The organism is Lentzea aerocolonigenes, assembly GCF_000974445.1.
Classification (GTDB): Bacteria; Actinomycetota; Actinomycetes; order Mycobacteriales; family Pseudonocardiaceae; genus Lentzea; species Lentzea aerocolonigenes.
Genome location: NZ_BBOJ01000021.1, coordinates 49,904 through 65,591, shown reverse-complemented (window position 1 = coordinate 65,591; position 15,688 = coordinate 49,904). Strand labels below are relative to the sequence as shown.

Genomic DNA, 15,688 nt, shown 5'->3' with positions numbered 1-15,688 from the left:
CCGATGCTCACTCCCTCTCGACGCACAGTTCTGCGTGCGGGTGCCGCCGCCGTCGCGGTGGCGGCCCTGCCCGTGCGCGCGTTCGCCGCGGCACGCCCCGACATCGGGGTGTCCGCCGAACTGTTCCCGCTCGGCGCGGTGTCCCTGTTGCCCGGCCCGTTCCGGGACAACACGACCCGCACCCACACCTATCTCAGGTTCCTCGACCCCGACCGGTTGCTGCACACGTTCCGCCGCAACGTCTCGCTCCCGTCCGGAGCTGTCCCTTGTGGAGGGTGGGAGTCGCCGTCCACCGAACTGCGCGGTCACTCGACCGGGCACGTGCTGAGCGCGCTCGCGCAAGCGTTCGCGGCCACCGGTGACACGGCGTTCTCCGCCAAGGCGAACTACCTGGTCGAGCAGCTGGCGCTGTGTCAGGACCGGGCCCGCAACGGCGGTTTCAGCACCGGCTACCTGTCGGCGTTCCCGGAGAGCTTCATCGGCAGGGTCGAGGCGCGCGAGCAGGTCTGGGCGCCGTACTACACCCTGCACAAGATCATGGCCGGGCTGCTCGACGTGCACCTGCTGACCGGCAACCAGCAGGCGCTGACCGTGCTCACCCGCAAGGCGGCGTGGGCGGCGTGGCGCAACGGCAGGCTCACCCACGACCAGCGCCAGAACATGCTCGACACCGAGTTCGGCGGGATGAACGAGGTGCTGGCCAACCTCTACCAGCTCACGGGCGACCCCGCGCACCTCACCACCGCCCAGTACTTCGACCACGCGGAGATCTTCGACCCGCTCGCGCAGAACCGGGACGCGCTGAACGGCTACCACGCCAACACCCAGATCCCCAAGGCGATCGGCGCGATCCGCGAGTACCACGCCACGGGCACGACGAGGTACCGCGACATCGCGAGCAACTTCTGGGAGATCGTCACCGGCTCGCACAGCTACGCGATCGGCGGCAACTCCAACGGCGAGTACTTCAAGGCACCCGGCCGGATCGCGTCCGAGCTCTCGGACAACACCTGCGAGTCCTGCAACTCCTACAACATGCTCAAGCTCACCGCGCAGCTGTTCCGCACGAGCCCCGCGAGCAGGTACTTCGACTTCTACGAGAGGACGCTCTACAACCACCTGCTCGGCGCGCAGAACCCAAGCTCCACCCACGGCCACCACAGCTACTACACACCGCTGCGGCCGGGCGGGATCCGCACGTACAGCAACGACTACGACGACTTCACCTGCTGCCACGGCACCGGGATGGAGACCAACACCGCGCACACCGGCCGCATCTACGCCCACTCCGGCACGACGCTGTACGTCAACCTGTTCATCGCGTCGACGCTGAGCTGGCGCGGGTTCACCGTGCGGCAGGAGACCTCGTTCCCGGAGAGCGAGACCTCGAAGATCACGATCACCGGGTCCGGCGCGATCGACCTGCGCGTGCGCGTCCCGGCCTGGGCCTCCGGGGCGCAGATCCGGGTCAACGGGGGGCCACAAGGCGTGACTCCTGGTGAGTACGCGCGGATCGACCGCACGTGGACCAGCGGTGACGTCGTCGACATCAGCCTGCCGATGACACTGCAGCGGGAGTCCACTCCGGACAACCGCTCGGTGCAGGCGATGCGGCACGGACCGATCGTGCTCGCGGGCGCCTACGGCACGAACGACCTGCAGTCGATGCCGTCGCTGCAACCGTCGACGATCAGGCCCACGGCGACCCCGTTGCAGTACACGGCCACGGCGAGCACCGGCCAGGTGACGTTGCTGCCGTTTTACAAGATGCACGGCCAGCGCTACACCGTCTACTGGACCGTGGCCGCGGAGGCGCCACCTTTCATCGCGCACTACCCGTTCGACGGCAACACGAACGACGCCACGGGCAACGGCCTGACCGCCGCGCTCGCGGGTGGTGCGGCGTGGACGACCGGGCGGACCGGGCAAGCGGTCGACCTGACCGGGTCCGGCGCGCACGTGACGTTGCCGGCGGGCCTGCTCGCCGGAGCCGCGGCGTTCAGCGTGGCCACCTGGGTGCGGCTCGACACCGTCACCACGTGGACGCGGATCTTCGACTTCGGCAGCGGTACCGGCGCCTACGCCTTCCTCACCCCGCGCAGCTCGGCGGGTGGCGCGCGGTTCGCGGTCACGACCGGAGGTGCGGGCGCGGAGCAACAGATCAACGCCCCGGCAGCACTCCCGCAAGGGGTGTGGACGCACGTCGCCGTGACCCAGAGCGGCGACCTCGGCGTCCTGTACGTCAACGGCGCGGAGGTGGCGCGCAACGCGGCGCTGACCCTGCGGCCGGGCAACACCACGCAGAACTGGATCGGGCGCTCGCAGTACGACAACGACCCGTTCCTCGACGGTGCCGTGGACTCCTTCCGGATCTACGGCCGCGCCCTCACCGCCGCAGAGGTCGCGAACCTCCACTCCACCGGTTCGTAGAAGGAGGATCGATGCGCGCCACCCTGCAGTGCACATCCCTTCTGGGCGCGGCGATCGTACTGCTCGCGGGCGTTGTCGTGGCAACGCCCGCGAGCGCGGCCAACCCGATCATCACGTCGGTCTACACCGCCGACCCGGCCCCGCTGGTCGTCGGCAACACCCTGTACGTCTACGCCGGACGGGACGAAGCCGCGTCCGGCCAGCAGAACTTCCTGATGCGCGAGTGGCGGGTGCTGTCGTCCACGGACGCGGCCACCTGGACCGACCACGGCGCGAAGGCGAACATCGGCACGTTCCGCTGGGCCGGTGCGGACGCCTGGGCCAGTGAGGTGGAACCGCGCAACGGCAAGTACTACTGGTACACCTCGGTCAACGGCAACGGCGCCGGGTGGATGGACATAGGTGTCGCGGTCGGCGACAGCCCGCTCGGGCCGTTCACCGACGCCAAGGGTGGGCCGCTGATCAGCGACAGCACCCCCAACTCGTCCGGGCTCAACATCGATCCCACGGTCTTCACGGACGACGACGGCCAGGCCTATCTGTACTGGGGCAGCTACTGGGGCGCGCGGGCGGTGAAGCTCAAGCCCAACATGATCGAGCTGGACGGCCCGGTCGTGACGCCGCAGGGACTCCAGGACTTCTGGGAAGCGCCGTTCATGTTCAAGCGCAACGGCCTCTACTACATGATCTACGCGGCCAACGACACCAACGGCTGCGTCACGTCGTCCAGCTACGCCTGCCAGCGCTACGCCACCGCCACGAACCCGATGGGGCCGTGGACGCACCGCGGCGTGGTGCTCGGCCAGGTCTCGTCGACCACCAACCACGCGGGCGTCGCGCAGTTCAACGGCCAGTGGTACATGGTCTACCACAACGCGAACGCACCCGGTGGCGGCAACTTCCGCCGGTCCGTGGCAGTGGACCTGTTGCACTTCAACGCCGACGGCACGATGCAGCGGGTCACCCAGACCACCACCGGCCCGCCGCCGAACCCCGGCACACCGCCCACCGGCAACATCGCGCCGAGCGCGACCGCGAGCACGTCGCACGTGTCGTCGTGGGAGAGCCTGGCGGCGATCAACGACGGCGGCACGCCGTCGAGTTCCGCGGACCGCTCGAACCTCGTCTACGGCAACTGGCCCGAGCAGGGCACGCAGTGGATCGAGTACACCTGGCCGTCCGCGCGGTCGATCAACCGCACGTCCGTCTACTGGTTCGACGACGACCAGGGCATCGACCTGCCCGCATCCTGCCGCGCGCAGTACTGGACCGGCAGCGCCTACGCCGACGTGCCCGGCCAGTCCTCGTGCGGAACCGCCGCGAACACCTTCAACAGCGTCACCTTCCCCACCGTGTCCACGACCCGGTTGCGGTTGAGCATCACCGCCAGGGCCGGCAATTCGACGGGAGTCCTGGAATGGCAAGCCTTCGCCGCCTGACGGCACCGGCGCTGGCCGTGGTCCTGCTCACCGGAGGGATCTCACCCGCGTCGGCCGCGCAGAACATCGGTTACCCGGCGTTCACCGGTCCGCCCGTCCCCGCGCCACCGGTCGGCTACAGCACCGGCAGCACCATGCGCGCCATCTACGACGCGGAGAGCTCGGGCACCGACTTCTGGATGGACCGGTTGCTGGCGCGTCCCGGCAACGACCCGGCCGGCGACTTCCTGATGACCCGCGGCCGCGGGTTGTTCCTGTACACCCACAACCCCGGCGTGATCGGGTTCGGCGGCCGGTCGGCCTACTGGGACGACATCAGCGGCCAGAACGCCTACCAGGTCGCGGTGTCACCCGGGAACTTCACCGAGCAGGTGAACAGTCGCGTGCAGAAACCCAGCCACTACAAGGGTGTCTTCACCAGCGGCGCGATCCGGGTCGAGATGACGAAGTTCATCACCCACAACAACGTGGCCGTGACGAACCTGGCGATCGTGAACACCGGCGGCTCGTCAGCGACCCTGCAGCTGCGCGCGACCTCGCCGTACGCGACCACGGCCGGCGGGAACGAGCTGACCGGCAGCCGTCCGGTGAAGAACAACCTCACCACGATCCGGCCGCGGCTTTCCGGTGACGGCTTCGGCGTGAACAACGGTGGCCTGGACCGGTCGATCACCGTCGGCGCCGGCCAGACCGTCACCACCAAGGTCTCCATGGGCTTCCTGACGACCGAGATCCCGGAGTCGTCTACCGAGTACCAGGCCTACCGCGGGTACTCGCCGGAGATCGCATTCGCCACCCACGTGCGCGCGTACAACCGGTGGTGGGCCGACAACATCCCGTACATCGACGTGCCGGACCCGGCGATCAAGAAGAACATCTACTACCGCTGGTGGCTGATGCGCTTCAACCACCTCGACGTCGACATCCCCGGCCAGGACTACCAGTTCCCGACTTCGATCGAGGGCGTCACCGGCTACAACAACGCGATCGTGCTGACCCAGCCGATGCACATCGACGACCTCAAGTACCTGCGCGATCCGGTGTACTCTTACGGACCGTGGCTCTCCATCGGCCAGACGTCCAAGGGCGGCCGGTTCATGGACAACCCCGGTGACCCGGAGAACTGGTCGAACTCTTACACCCAGTACGTGTCCGAGGCGGCCTGGCGCGCTTACCAGGTTCACGGCGGCCAGCCGTCGATCGCAGGACTGCTCGCGCGGTACGCGGAAGGTGACGCCAAGGGACAGCTGTCGTACTACGACACGAACAACAACGGCGTGATCGAGTACGACTGGGGCGCGCTCACCGGCAACGACGCCGACGCGGTGTCGTTCCACTGGCGCCCCGGCAGGCTCGACCGCGCGGAGACCGCGTACGTGTGGAGCGGAGCCGTTGCCGCGCAACAGGCCTATGCACTCGTCGGCAACACCGGCAAGGCGAACGAGATGCAGGCGCTGGCCGACCGCATCCGCTCGGGTGTGATCAACACGCTCTGGAACCCGTCCCGGCAGCTGCTCGAACACAAGCACGTCGACACCAACACGCACGTGCCGTGGAAGGAGATCAACAACTACTACCCGTTCTCGGTCGGCCTGATGCCGAACACCGACCAGTACAAGCAGGCGCTGAGGCTCTTCGCCCAGCCGTCCGAGTACCCGGTGTTCCCGTTCTACACGGCGAACCAGAAGGACAAGGCCGAGGCCGCGGCGGCCGGCCACCCCGGCTCGAACAACTTCTCCACGATCAACTCCACGGTCCAGTTCCGGCTGTACTCGTCGGTGCTGCGCAACTACCCGAACCAGTGGATGACGGCGGAGGACTACAAGAAGCTGCTCTATTGGAACGCCTGGGCGCAGTACGTCGGCGGCAACACGCAGTGGCCAGACGCCAACGAGTTCTGGGCGGACTGGAACGGAAGCTCCATCCAGTACCGGTCGTGGATCCACCACAACATCCTCGGCAGCGGCAACTGGACGGTCATCGAGGACGCCGCGGGGCTGCGGCCGCGCACCGACGGCCTGATCGAGCTGTCGCCGATCAACATCGGCTGGTCGCACTTCGCGGTCAACAACGTCAAGCACCGCAACGCCGACCTGAGCGTGGTGTGGGACGACCCGTCCGACGGCGTCACGCGCTACAACGGTGTGCCGCAGGGGTATTCGGTCTACCTCAACGGCACCCGCGCGTTCACCGTCGACCGGCTGACCCGCGTGCTCTACGACCCGGCGACCGGGTCCGTCACGCTGCCCCAGGGCGGCTCGATCCTGTTCCAGACGGCGGTCTCCGGGGTGCGCGCGCCGCGTGACGTCGTGCAGAACAGCGCCCGGATGGTCGACGTGTTCGCCAAGGCCGGTGTCGACCTCACCTCGACCCGGCCGAACCTGGCGCAGGGCGCGTCCGCCTCCTACACGGCGTCCGGCACGTCGACCGGTGCCGCGGTGGACGGGTTCCCGATCAACGAACCGGTCTGGGGCACGTCCGGCTCACCGAACGCCACTGACTGGTTCGAGCTGAACTTCGGTCAGCAGCGCACGGCGAGCGAGGTCCGGCTGTACTTCCGCGACGACCGGGCCGGAAACCGGTACCGGGCACCGGCTTCCTACCAGGTCCAGTACTGGAACGGCGGTGCCTGGGCGGACGTGGCCGGTCAGGTGAGGACACCGGCCTCGCCGCGCGCCAACTACAACCTCGTCCAGTTCACCCCCGTCGGGACGCAACGGGTGCGGGTGGTGATGACGCACGCGTCCGTGTTCAAGACCGCCCTGACGGAGATCAAGGTGTACTGACCGGTGCCAGCACGACGTCGAACCGGGTGCGCGCCCACGGCTTGTCGCCGAGCGCGCGCCCGTCCGGCGTCGGTGTGCCCGCCGGTTGCTCCTCGAACTTCTTGACGAGCGACTCCTTGACCCCGAACACGGAGTCGCCGATCTCCAGCTGTGGGTCGCCCTCGACGAAGATGTGCGTGACGAGCGTGCGGAAGTCGTTGGCGGACACCATGAAGTGCAGGTGCGCGGCACGCATGGGGGAGCGACCGGCCGCCTTCAGCAGTGCTCCCACCGGTCCGTCGTGCGGGATCGGGTACGGCGTGGGCGTGACGCACCAGAAGCGGAAGCCGCCGTCGGCCTCGGAGAACAGGTGCCCGCGGCCCGCCACCCGGTCGTCGGTGTACTGCACGTCGTAGAAGCCGTCCTCGTCGGCCTCCCACACCTCGATCCTGGCGCCCGGCACCGGGTTGCCGTCGGTGTCGCGCACGGTTCCCTCGACCCAGCACGGGGTTCCGGCCGCGCCCGCCGCGATGTCGCCGCCGTCTCCCACCGACGGCGACTCCTCCACGAAGAACGGGCCGAAAACCGTTGCCTCCGTGGCGTTCCCGTACGCCTCGTTGTTCACCGCGATGGTCTGCATGGACACGCCCAGCACGTCGGAGAGCAGGATGAACTCCTGCCGCTTCTCGTCGGTGATGTGCCCGACGGCGGTCAGGAACTCGATGGCCCGCGTCCACTCGTCCTCGGTGAGGCGCACCTCGCGGATGAACGAGTGCAGGTGGCGGGTCAGGGCCTCCAGCAGTTCCTTGAGCCGCGGGTCCGGAGTGTTCGCGAACGAGGCGACGACCTCGGCGGTCAGGCTTTCCTCGATGCGCTCCTGGGTGGTCATGCTCGGCTCCACTCGGTGGGATCCAGGCCCGCCGAGGCGGCGGCGAGCAGTGCGGTCAGGTCGTCCTCGGTGACCGGGCGGGGGTTCGACGGCGGAACCGAGGGCAGGACGAGACGGGCGGCTTCCGCCGGGTCGGTCACTCCCCGCAGCACGTGGGAGGCGCCGATGTCCTCGTACAGGCCGGTGAGGCCGCCGGTGCCGAGCGCGTCGGTGATCCTGGTGGCGGCCTCCGGAGCGGCGGGTGCGTTGAACGCCAGCACGTACGGCAGGACCGCGGTGTGCGTGGCCGCGTGCGGGAGGTTGTAGGCGCCGCCCAGGACGTGGCAGATCTTGTGGTGCAGCCCGGAACCGGCGGAGGCGAACGCCACGGCGGCCAGGTAGGCGCCGTAGAGCGTCATCTCGCGTCCTTCCACCTCCCCGATCGCCCGGAGGCCGTGGCTCAGCGCACGGATGCCCTCCACGGCCAGCGCCTGGTTGATCGGGTCGGCGCGCGGGGCCCACATCGAGTCGACGCAGTGCGCCAGGGCGTTGCAGCCGGACGCGACCGCGAGCTCCGGCGGCAGCGACTCGGTGAGCGCGGCGTCGTAGATGACGGTCACGGGCAGGACGCGGTCGTCGCTGCCGGTGGTCTTGCGGGCGTCCTCGGTCAGGCCCCACACGTTGGTCGCCTCGGAGCCCGCGTAGGTCGTGGGCACGGCGACGATCGGCAGGCCGGTGGTCAGCGCGACGGCCTTGGCCAGCCCGGTCGTCGATCCGCCGCCGACGCTCACCAGCAGGTCCGCCTCGGACTCCGCAGCGAGCTTCCGGGCGCGTTCGGCGTTCTGGACGGGAACGTGCGGTGCCACGTCCGCGCAGTGGGCCGCCACGGTGATCTTCGAGGTCACCTCGGTGGTGTCCTCCGCGATCAGCAGGACCCGGCGAGCACCGAGTCGTTCGACCTCCGCGGCGAGGTTGACGGCCGCCTGACCGGTGCCGAACCGGACCCGCTGGCCGAGCGTGACGTGCTCGAACTGCCAGGTCACGCGCTCTCCTCCCGGCTCAGGACGGCGGTCAGGACCGCCATCAGCTCTGCCTCGGGGTCGGCGGGCAGGCAGTGACTGCGCCAGGCGACGTGCTTGTCCGGACGCACCAGCACGGCGCCGTCCTCGTCCACACCGGACAGTTGCGACCAGTCGAAGTAGAGGTCGGTCACCGCACGTCCCGGACCGATGACGACGGTCTCGACCGGCACGCCGAGCCGATCGGCGGCCTTCTGCGCCGCGTTCACCCACGCCTCGCCGGTGATCCCGGTGAGCAGCGTGAACCGCCCGTACGGCACGAGGTCGTGGGTGGAGAGCTTGCTCCTGCTGTCACCGACCCACGCGTGCGGCAGCCGGGCTCCCGGCCAGGTCGACGGTTCGTAGTAGAGCTCCGGGTCACGCGCCGGTTCCGGACGGGTGGTGCCGTCGGGAACGACCGCGCTGGACAGGTACGACTGGCCCATCTCCACGCCGTGGGCGTTGAACTCGTAGTTCTTGAGCTCCATGGCCTCGCGCACGGCGGCACGCTTGGCCGCTCCCGCCGCGCTGACGTCCTTGCGTTCCTCGATCTGCGCGTGCATCTGCTCCGCCGACTCGGCCGCATCGAGACCGAGCGCCTCGAACAACGCGCCGAACTCGCGGGCGGACTTGTTGGCCCGCAACACGATCTGCCGGGCGACGGGAGCGCGTTCGGCGGTGTAGGTGTCGAGCAGTTCGGGGCCGGCCTGTCCGTTCAGGACGGCGGCGATCTTCCACGCGAGGTTGTAGGAGTCCTGGATGGAGGTGTTGGAGCCGAGGCCGTTGCTCGGCGGGTGCTTGTGGACGGCGTCCCCGGCGCAGAACACCCGCCCGCGGTGCAGACTCGTGGCGTACTGCTCGTTGTTGCCCCACAACGAGATTCCGGTGATCTCCGCGTCGAGGGCCGGGTCGCCGACGAGGTTGCGCACGATCTGCAGGGCGTCGTCCTCGGTCACCTCGGGCACGCCCTGGGCGAGGTCGAAGCCCCAGACGATGAGCCACTCGTGCCACGGCCGGACCATCCGCACGAGCCCGGCGCCGATCCCGCCGACGTTCGCGCCGGGCTGGATCACCCAGTACAGCACCGAAGGACGGTGCCGGCAGTGTTCGGACAGGTCCGCCTTGAACGTGATGTTCATGGACCCGGCGACGTCCATCGCGCCCTCGTACGGCAGGTCGAGGTCGGCGGCCACCGCGGACCGTGCACCGTCCGCGCCGATGAGGTACTTCGCGCGGATCGTGTACTCGGACCCCGTCAGCCTGTTCAGCACCCGCACGGTCACGCCGTCGTCGTCCTGCTCGTGGCTCAGGTATTCGGTGCTGAACTGGGTCTGCGTGCCGCGCGCGGTCGCGTTGCGGACCAGGATCGGCTCGAGGTAGGTCTGCGGGATGTCGCAGTTGAGCGACGGCGAGGCGAGCTCGTGGTCGGCGTGCCGCGCGGGGTGGTTGCCCCACGTGAGGATGCGGCCGATCTCCTCGCCGGTGATCGACGTGCAGAACACCGTGTCGCCGATCAGGTGGTGCGGCGTGGCGTCCGCGAGCACCTGGTCCTCGATGCCGACGTCGCGGAAGATCTCCATCGTCCGCTGGTTGGTGATGTGCGCCCGCGGGGTGTTCGCGGTCCAGCGGTACTTGGTGATCATGATGTTCGGGACGCCCAGTGTGGACAGGAACAGCGCTGCGGAGGCTCCCGCCGGGCCCGATCCGACGATCAGCACGTCGGTCTCGACCGCGGCGTGCGTCGGTGGGGCGGTGTCGGCGAGGCCGTCGTGGAAGGTCACCATGCCGGAAACGGTGACCCGTCCGGTGCCGCCGCGGAGGCTCAGCGGCCGGACGTGGCGGAAAAAGGCAAAAACTCGCGCCGGTCCTGCCGCGGCGTGGTGCCGAACCGGGCCCGGTAGGTGCGCGAGAAGTGGGCCTGCGAGACGAAACCGTTCCGTGCGGCGACCTCGGCCAGCGTGACGGGTTCGGCGAGCATGCGCCGGGCGGCGTCGAGCCGTGCCGTCAGGATCGCCTGCGGCACGCTCTGCCCGGACTTCGAGAACAGCCGCGAGAGGTGCCGTTCCGAATATCCGATGGCGGCGGCGATCCGGCTCGCGGACAGGTCCTGCTCGGACAGGTGGGTGGTGATGAACGCGTGCGCGGCGGCCAGGTCGGCGGCGGCGGAGCACTCACCGCCGAGCAGCTTGCCGAGCAGCCCGGTCGCGACGTCCTCCAGCCCGTCCCAGTCGGTGCCACCGCGCAGCGCGTCGGAGAGCGTGCTCACCAACGCCCGCGCGTGCGCGTCGACCCGGACGTCGAACACGTGAGGCTTGACGGGCCCGCGCCGGATCTCGCGCAGCACGGCCCGCGGCGCCTTCAGCACGAGCTCGGTGAGACCGCCGGCGAAGGACCGCTGGAACGGCTGGTCCCCGTCCAGCACGAGCCCCTGCCCCGGCACGATCAGCCCGCTTCCCCCGCGGTGGTGGAAGCGGGCGTCACCGGCCAGTGCGAAGTAGACGATCACCCCGTCGGCGGGGTGCGTGGCGATCTGCCGGACGTCCCGCTCGACGGCGTGCGGCGACCCCGTCACCCGTGCGAGCTGCAGGCGGGGCAGGGTGAGGTTGACCTCGGTGCCGTCGAAGGGCCGGTCGCCGAAGGGCTGAGCGCGCAGACCGACCAGCGCGCGGGCGTTGTGCTCCTCCCACCCGGCCAGCCTGCGGGAGCCGGGCAGGTCGTGCGTCCGGAACCTGGTCAGGCCGGGCGGGTGCACGGGTGCCATCCCACCACGGTATCTCGCGGCCGGGACGTCGAGCGCGTACAGGACTCCCCGACGACGTCGTCCGGCGTCGCGCCGAACCTGCCCGGCACCTGCCGCGAGACGTGCGCGAGTTCCGCCGGCGAATTCACGAACAACCAACGGTGACGGACGGTTGCACTCCGTCTCCGCTTAGAAGATTCCGCGCGTTCTGTCAAGTACACGCTCAATAACCGGTGCGTTTCCCGTGGTCAGTTCGGGAAAGGCCAGTTCGGAGTACCCGCGGGAGTGGAGTACTTCGGTGACCGTTCTAGTTCGGAGAGCGTGTTCACGCACCACAAGCGCAGGTCACACGGTAGTACCGAACCTCGGATCGGGGGTGTTGCACTGTGCACTCGACTGAGTACGCTGCATGCCACCCCCAAGATCATCGCTGTTGATCAAGCGGTGCTATCTTTCCGTCGCCAATTCGGGTGGTCGTGGAGAGTTGTGAAGCTGAAGAACGTGCCTGATACGAATTACAAGACAATTCGTTCACGGCTCACTGGTGTTGTGGTGGTTCCCAGCATCGTCCTCCTGGTGATGTGGGCCTTGTTCTCGTCGTACACCATCTTCGAGGGGCTGTACCTCCAGCTGATCGCCTCGGGTGTGCGAGACGCGTCGATTCCGGCCATCCAGTCGTTCGCGTCGCTGCAGAAGGAACGCGAGCTCACCATGACGAGCCTGAGCAAGCCGGGCTCGAGCACGACCGCGTTGCTCAAGCAGCAGCAGGACACCGACGTCGCGGTCGGCAAGATGCGGACGGCGTTCACCGAGCTGGCCTCCTCGGCGCCGAAGGAGATCGTCGACGGGATCAACAAGCTGAGCGGTCTGCTGGACCAGCTCCCCGACCAGCGGGCGCGGCTCGAGGCGGGCACCGCGTCCAAGCCCGAGACCTACCGCTACTACAACAGCGTGCTGGACGCGGGTCTCTCGATGTTCAACACGCAGGCCCGGATCGTTCCGGACGCCGAGACGACGCAGCACGCGCTCGTCGGCATCCAGTACTTCCAGGCCGCCGACTCGATGTCGCGGGCCGGTTCGATCGCCTCCGGCGCGGTGGCGGCGGGCAAGTTCACGCCGGACGAGCACCGCGAGTTCGTCAACCTCGTCGGCGCGTACCACTCGTACCTCGCCGCGAACGAGACCTACGCCCTGCCGGAAACCCGTGAGGCCTACAAGCAGCTCACCGGCAGCCCTCAGTGGCAGCAGCTCGTCTCCATGGAGAACCGCCTGCTGCAGTCCGCGGAACGGCCCATCGGTTCGTCGGTCGGGCTGACGGACTGGGAGACCGCGGACCGCGCGGTGTCCGCCGAGCTCGTCTCACTGGTCGAGAAGCAGTCCAGCGGCACGGTGAACGTCGCCATGGGCAACGGCAAGGAGAAGTTCACGACGGTGCTGATCGGCAGCCTCATCGCGCTGATCGCCGTGATCGTCGGCATCTTCGTCGCCGTGCGCGTGTCGAGCCGCCTGGTGAACAAGGCGTTGATCGTCCGATTGACGAGCCTGAAGAGCGACTCGCTCAAGCTCGCGCACGAACGCCTGCCGGACATCGTGGAACGGCTGCGCGAGGGCAAGCACGTCGACGTGGCGGCCGAGGTGCCTGCGCTCGACTACGGCAACGACGAGATCGGCCAGGTGGCCGACGCGTTCAACGCCGCGCAGTACACCGCCGTCGCCGCGGCCGTGAAGGAGTCGCAGACGCGTGAAGGCGTGAACCGGGTCTTCCTCGACATCGCCCGCCGCAACCAGGGTCTGGTGCACCGCCAGCTCAAGATCCTCGACAAGCTGGAGCGCGAGGAGGAGAACCCCGATCACCTCGACGCGTTCTTCCAGCTCGACCACCTCGCCACGCGCGCACGCCGCAACGCCGAGAACCTGATCATCCTCACCGGTGAGCAGCCGGGACGGCAGTGGCGCAAGCCGGTGCGCATGCTCGACGTCGTGCGCGCGGCCGTCGCGGAGACCGAGCAGTACGCCCGCGTGAAGGTCAACCCGGTGCCCGAGGTGGCGCTGGCCGGTGCCGCGGTGGCGGACATCATCCACCTGATCGCGGAGCTGGTCGACAACGCGACCTCGTTCTCCTCGCCGCGTTCGCAGGTCGAGGTGCACAGCAGCGAGGTGCCGCAGGGCCTCGTGATCGAGATCGAGGACCACGGCCTGGGCATCAAGCCGGAGGACCGCGAGCAGCACAACAAGATGCTGGCCGCGCCGCCGGACTTCGAGGCCATGAGGCTGCGCGGCGAGTCCCGCCTCGGCCTGTTCGTCGTCGCCCGGCTGGCGGCCCGCCGCCACGTCCGCGTCGAGCTGCGCGACTGCCCGTCCGGCGGAACGATCGCGCTGGTGCTCATCCCGTCCGAGCTGATCATCGGTGAGGCCGGTGCCGCCGACCCGGTCGACGCCACGCAGCTGCCCAAGCCGACGTTCCGGCAGCAGACCCTCCAGGCGGCCGCGGCCCCGATGGCGATGCAGGGCGACCTGGTGCACGACGCCAGGCCCACCGAGTCCTTCCAGCTGGACGAGTTCTGGGCAGGCACGGGAAAAGGCCACGCCCCGGTCCACCCGAGGGAGCCGGAGATCAGCGGACGCCTCGAACTGCCGCGGGAAGGCCACCTGACAGGGGAGTGGCCGGCCGACGACCCCGCGGAAGGTGACCAGACCCGCCAGGACACCCGGCCCGAGCTGCCGCGCCGGAGGCGGCAGCAGCACCTGGTGCCGCAACTGGCCAACGACGACCTCCGGCCTGTGCCCGATCTCACCGAGCTCCACTCGGAGGAACGGGCTGAACGAACCCGCGACGGCATGTCCGCCTTCCAGCAGGGCACGCGCAACGCCCGCCAGGCGGACGACGTCGTGGAACCGTGATCACGCCTAACACCGAAAGGGCTATTTCCGTGGACGACCTGACCGGCGGGCACCCCGAGCTCAACTGGCTGCTGGAAGACCTCGTCGCCAGAGTGGTCGGTGCCCGGCACGCGGTCGTGCTCTCGGCGGACGGCCTGCTGCTCGCCCGCTCTCCCGAACTGTCCAAGGACGACTCCGATCACCTCTCGGCGATGGCGTCGGCGTTCCAGAGCCTCGCTCGGGGCACCGGACGGCACTTCGGGGGCGGGCAGGTCCGGCAGACCATCGTGGAGATGGAGCGCGCGCATCTGTTCGTCACCGCCGCGGGGCAGGGCGCCTGCCTCGCCGTCGTCGGTGACGAGGACGCCGACATGGGCATGATCGCCTACGAGATGAACATGCTCGTGAAGCGCGTGGGCGCGTACCTCTCCTCAGCGCCGAGAACACTGGCGTCGCCCCGGTTGCCGAACGCACTGGGCTTGTCATGAGCCAGCACTCGGCCGACTGGTGGTACGACGAGGCGGCGGGCCCCCTGGTCCGCCCCTACGCGATGGTGAGCGGTCGCACCAGGCCCAAGCCCGCGGGCGAGGAACTGACCCTCACGACCCAGGTGCGAGCGCTGCGGACGTCGTCCGACCACAGCTCGCTCTCGGTCGAGCACCTCGAAATCATCAAGCTGTGCCGGAAACCGCTGTCCGTCGCCGAGGTCGCCGCCTACCTGCACGCGCCACTGGTGGTCGTGAAGGTGTTGCTGAGCGACCTCATCCAGCGCGGTGACGTCATCACCCGGGACCCGTCGAGAACGGCGGTCCCGGTCGACCTGAACCTACTCCAGAAGGTGCTCGATGGTGTCCGTGCAATCTGAGCAGCGGCGCGAAGAGCTGCTCGTCCCCTCCTCGGTCAAGATCGTGGTCGCGGGCGGGTTCGGCGTCGGCAAGACCACGATGGTCGGCGCGGTCAGCGAGATCACCCCGCTGCGGACCGAGGAGCTGCTCACCGAGGCCGGCGAGGAGATCGACGACCTCGCCGGTGTGGAGGGCAAGAACACCACCACGGTCGCACTCGACTTCGGCCGCATCACGATCAACCCGGAGCTCGTGCTCTACCTGTTCGGCACGCCCGGCCAGGACCGCTTCTGGTTCATGTGGGACGAGCTGGCGATGGGCTCGATCGGCGCGGTCGTGCTCGTCGACACCCGCAGGCTGGACGCGGGGTTCGGCGCGATCGACTTCTTCGAGCGCCGCGGCATCCCGTTCGTGGTGGCCGTGAACTGCTTCGAGGGCAGCCACTCCTACACCACGGACGAGATGCGCGTGGCGCTCGACGTCGCGGACACGGTGCCGCTGGTGCTGTGCGACGCCCGTGACCGCGAGTCGTGCAAGGCCGTGCTGGTGCGCGTGATCGAGCACGCGATGAACAAGCTCGACGTGATGGCCTGATCCTGTTTGGCGCGAAAGCACGTTCGGGCCATCTATCGGCCCGAACGTGCTTTTCGCGCCAAAAAAGGG

The 15,688-nt window shown here is 68.9% G+C and carries 11 protein-coding genes; 7 read left to right on the top strand and 4 right to left on the bottom strand.

The features are described from left to right. Positions 1 to 3 precede the first annotated feature (3 nt). From AOM45_RS35290 to AOM45_RS35280, 3 genes are read left to right on the top strand one after another with little or no spacing between them, the layout of a single operon-like run. A complete protein-coding gene (locus AOM45_RS35290; protein WP_030468464.1) occupies positions 4 to 2,430 on the top strand; it encodes a glycoside hydrolase family 127 protein in 2,427 nt (808 codons plus the stop codon). A gap of 11 nt (positions 2,431 to 2,441) precedes the next feature. Next, positions 2,442 to 3,869, top strand: a complete 1,428-nt coding sequence (locus AOM45_RS35285) for a glycoside hydrolase family 43 protein (protein WP_030468463.1) — start codon at positions 2,442 to 2,444, stop codon at positions 3,867 to 3,869. Continuing rightward, positions 3,848 to 6,655: a discoidin domain-containing protein gene (locus tag AOM45_RS35280; RefSeq protein ID WP_030468462.1), complete on the top strand. Its 2,808-nt coding sequence runs from the start codon at positions 3,848 to 3,850 to the stop codon at positions 6,653 to 6,655. The genes AOM45_RS35285 and AOM45_RS35280 overlap by 22 nt, the downstream gene beginning before the upstream one ends. Here AOM45_RS35280 and AOM45_RS35275 read toward each other — a convergent pair. From AOM45_RS35275 to AOM45_RS35260, 4 genes are read right to left on the bottom strand one after another with little or no spacing between them, the layout of a single operon-like run. Beyond that, entirely contained in the window at positions 6,642 to 7,523 is an 882-nt protein-coding gene (locus AOM45_RS35275; protein WP_030468461.1) for a dioxygenase family protein, read from the bottom strand. The genes AOM45_RS35280 and AOM45_RS35275 overlap by 14 nt on opposite strands. Beyond that, complete coding sequence (locus AOM45_RS35270) at positions 7,520 to 8,545, bottom strand: maleylacetate reductase (RefSeq protein ID WP_030468460.1); 1,026 nt, start codon at positions 8,543 to 8,545, stop codon at positions 7,520 to 7,522. Before AOM45_RS35270 ends, AOM45_RS35275 begins: the two co-directional genes overlap by 4 nt. Next, the gene (locus AOM45_RS35265; RefSeq protein ID WP_030468459.1) at positions 8,542 to 10,344 is read right to left on the bottom strand and encodes an FAD-dependent oxidoreductase; all 1,803 of its coding nucleotides are present in this window, start codon (positions 10,342 to 10,344) and stop codon (positions 8,542 to 8,544) included. The genes AOM45_RS35270 and AOM45_RS35265 overlap by 4 nt, the downstream gene beginning before the upstream one ends. A 38-nt stretch (positions 10,345 to 10,382) precedes the next feature. Beyond that, positions 10,383 to 11,321 carry a helix-turn-helix transcriptional regulator gene (locus AOM45_RS35260; protein WP_030468458.1) on the bottom strand — a complete coding sequence of 313 codons (939 nt, stop codon included), beginning with the start codon at positions 11,319 to 11,321 and terminating at the stop codon, positions 10,383 to 10,385. 531 nt (positions 11,322 to 11,852) lie between these two features. On the opposite strand from AOM45_RS35260, the gene AOM45_RS35255 reads away from it, so the two are divergent. From AOM45_RS35255 to AOM45_RS35240, 4 genes are read left to right on the top strand one after another with little or no spacing between them, the layout of a single operon-like run. Continuing rightward, positions 11,853 to 14,201 (top strand): sensor histidine kinase, encoded by a 2,349-nt coding sequence (locus AOM45_RS35255; protein WP_308202612.1) that lies wholly within the window; start codon positions 11,853 to 11,855, stop codon positions 14,199 to 14,201. Positions 14,202 to 14,230: 29 nt separating this feature from the next. Then, on the top strand, positions 14,231 to 14,668 hold the full coding sequence (locus tag AOM45_RS35250; RefSeq protein WP_030468456.1) for a roadblock/LC7 domain-containing protein: 438 nt from the start codon (positions 14,231 to 14,233) through the stop codon (positions 14,666 to 14,668). Then, entirely contained in the window at positions 14,665 to 15,045 is a 381-nt protein-coding gene (locus AOM45_RS35245) for a DUF742 domain-containing protein (RefSeq protein WP_030468455.1), read from the top strand. The genes AOM45_RS35250 and AOM45_RS35245 overlap by 4 nt, the downstream gene beginning before the upstream one ends. Further along, a complete protein-coding gene (locus AOM45_RS35240; protein ID WP_030468454.1) occupies positions 15,026 to 15,619 on the top strand; it encodes a GTP-binding protein in 594 nt (197 codons plus the stop codon). The genes AOM45_RS35245 and AOM45_RS35240 overlap by 20 nt, the downstream gene beginning before the upstream one ends. Positions 15,620 to 15,688 lie beyond the last annotated feature (69 nt).

Bases quoted from the DNA above. Each gene is read 5' to 3' on its own strand.
- AOM45_RS35290 (WP_030468464.1), top strand. From the start codon at position 4: ATGCTCACTCCCTCTCGACGCACAGTTCTGCGTGCGGGTGCCGCCGCC.
- AOM45_RS35245 (WP_030468455.1), top strand. From the start codon at position 14,665: ATGAGCCAGCACTCGGCCGACTGGTGGTACGACGAGGCGGCGGGCCCC.
- AOM45_RS35275 (WP_030468461.1), bottom strand. From the start codon at position 7,523: ATGACCACCCAGGAGCGCATCGAGGAAAGCCTGACCGCCGAGGTCGTC.
- AOM45_RS35240 (WP_030468454.1), top strand. From the start codon at position 15,026: ATGGTGTCCGTGCAATCTGAGCAGCGGCGCGAAGAGCTGCTCGTCCCC.
- AOM45_RS35280 (WP_030468462.1), top strand. From the start codon at position 3,848: ATGGCAAGCCTTCGCCGCCTGACGGCACCGGCGCTGGCCGTGGTCCTG.
- AOM45_RS35260 (WP_030468458.1), bottom strand. From the start codon at position 11,321: ATGGCACCCGTGCACCCGCCCGGCCTGACCAGGTTCCGGACGCACGAC.
- AOM45_RS35285 (WP_030468463.1), top strand. From the start codon at position 2,442: ATGCGCGCCACCCTGCAGTGCACATCCCTTCTGGGCGCGGCGATCGTA.
- AOM45_RS35265 (WP_030468459.1), bottom strand. From the start codon at position 10,344: ATGGTGACCTTCCACGACGGCCTCGCCGACACCGCCCCACCGACGCAC.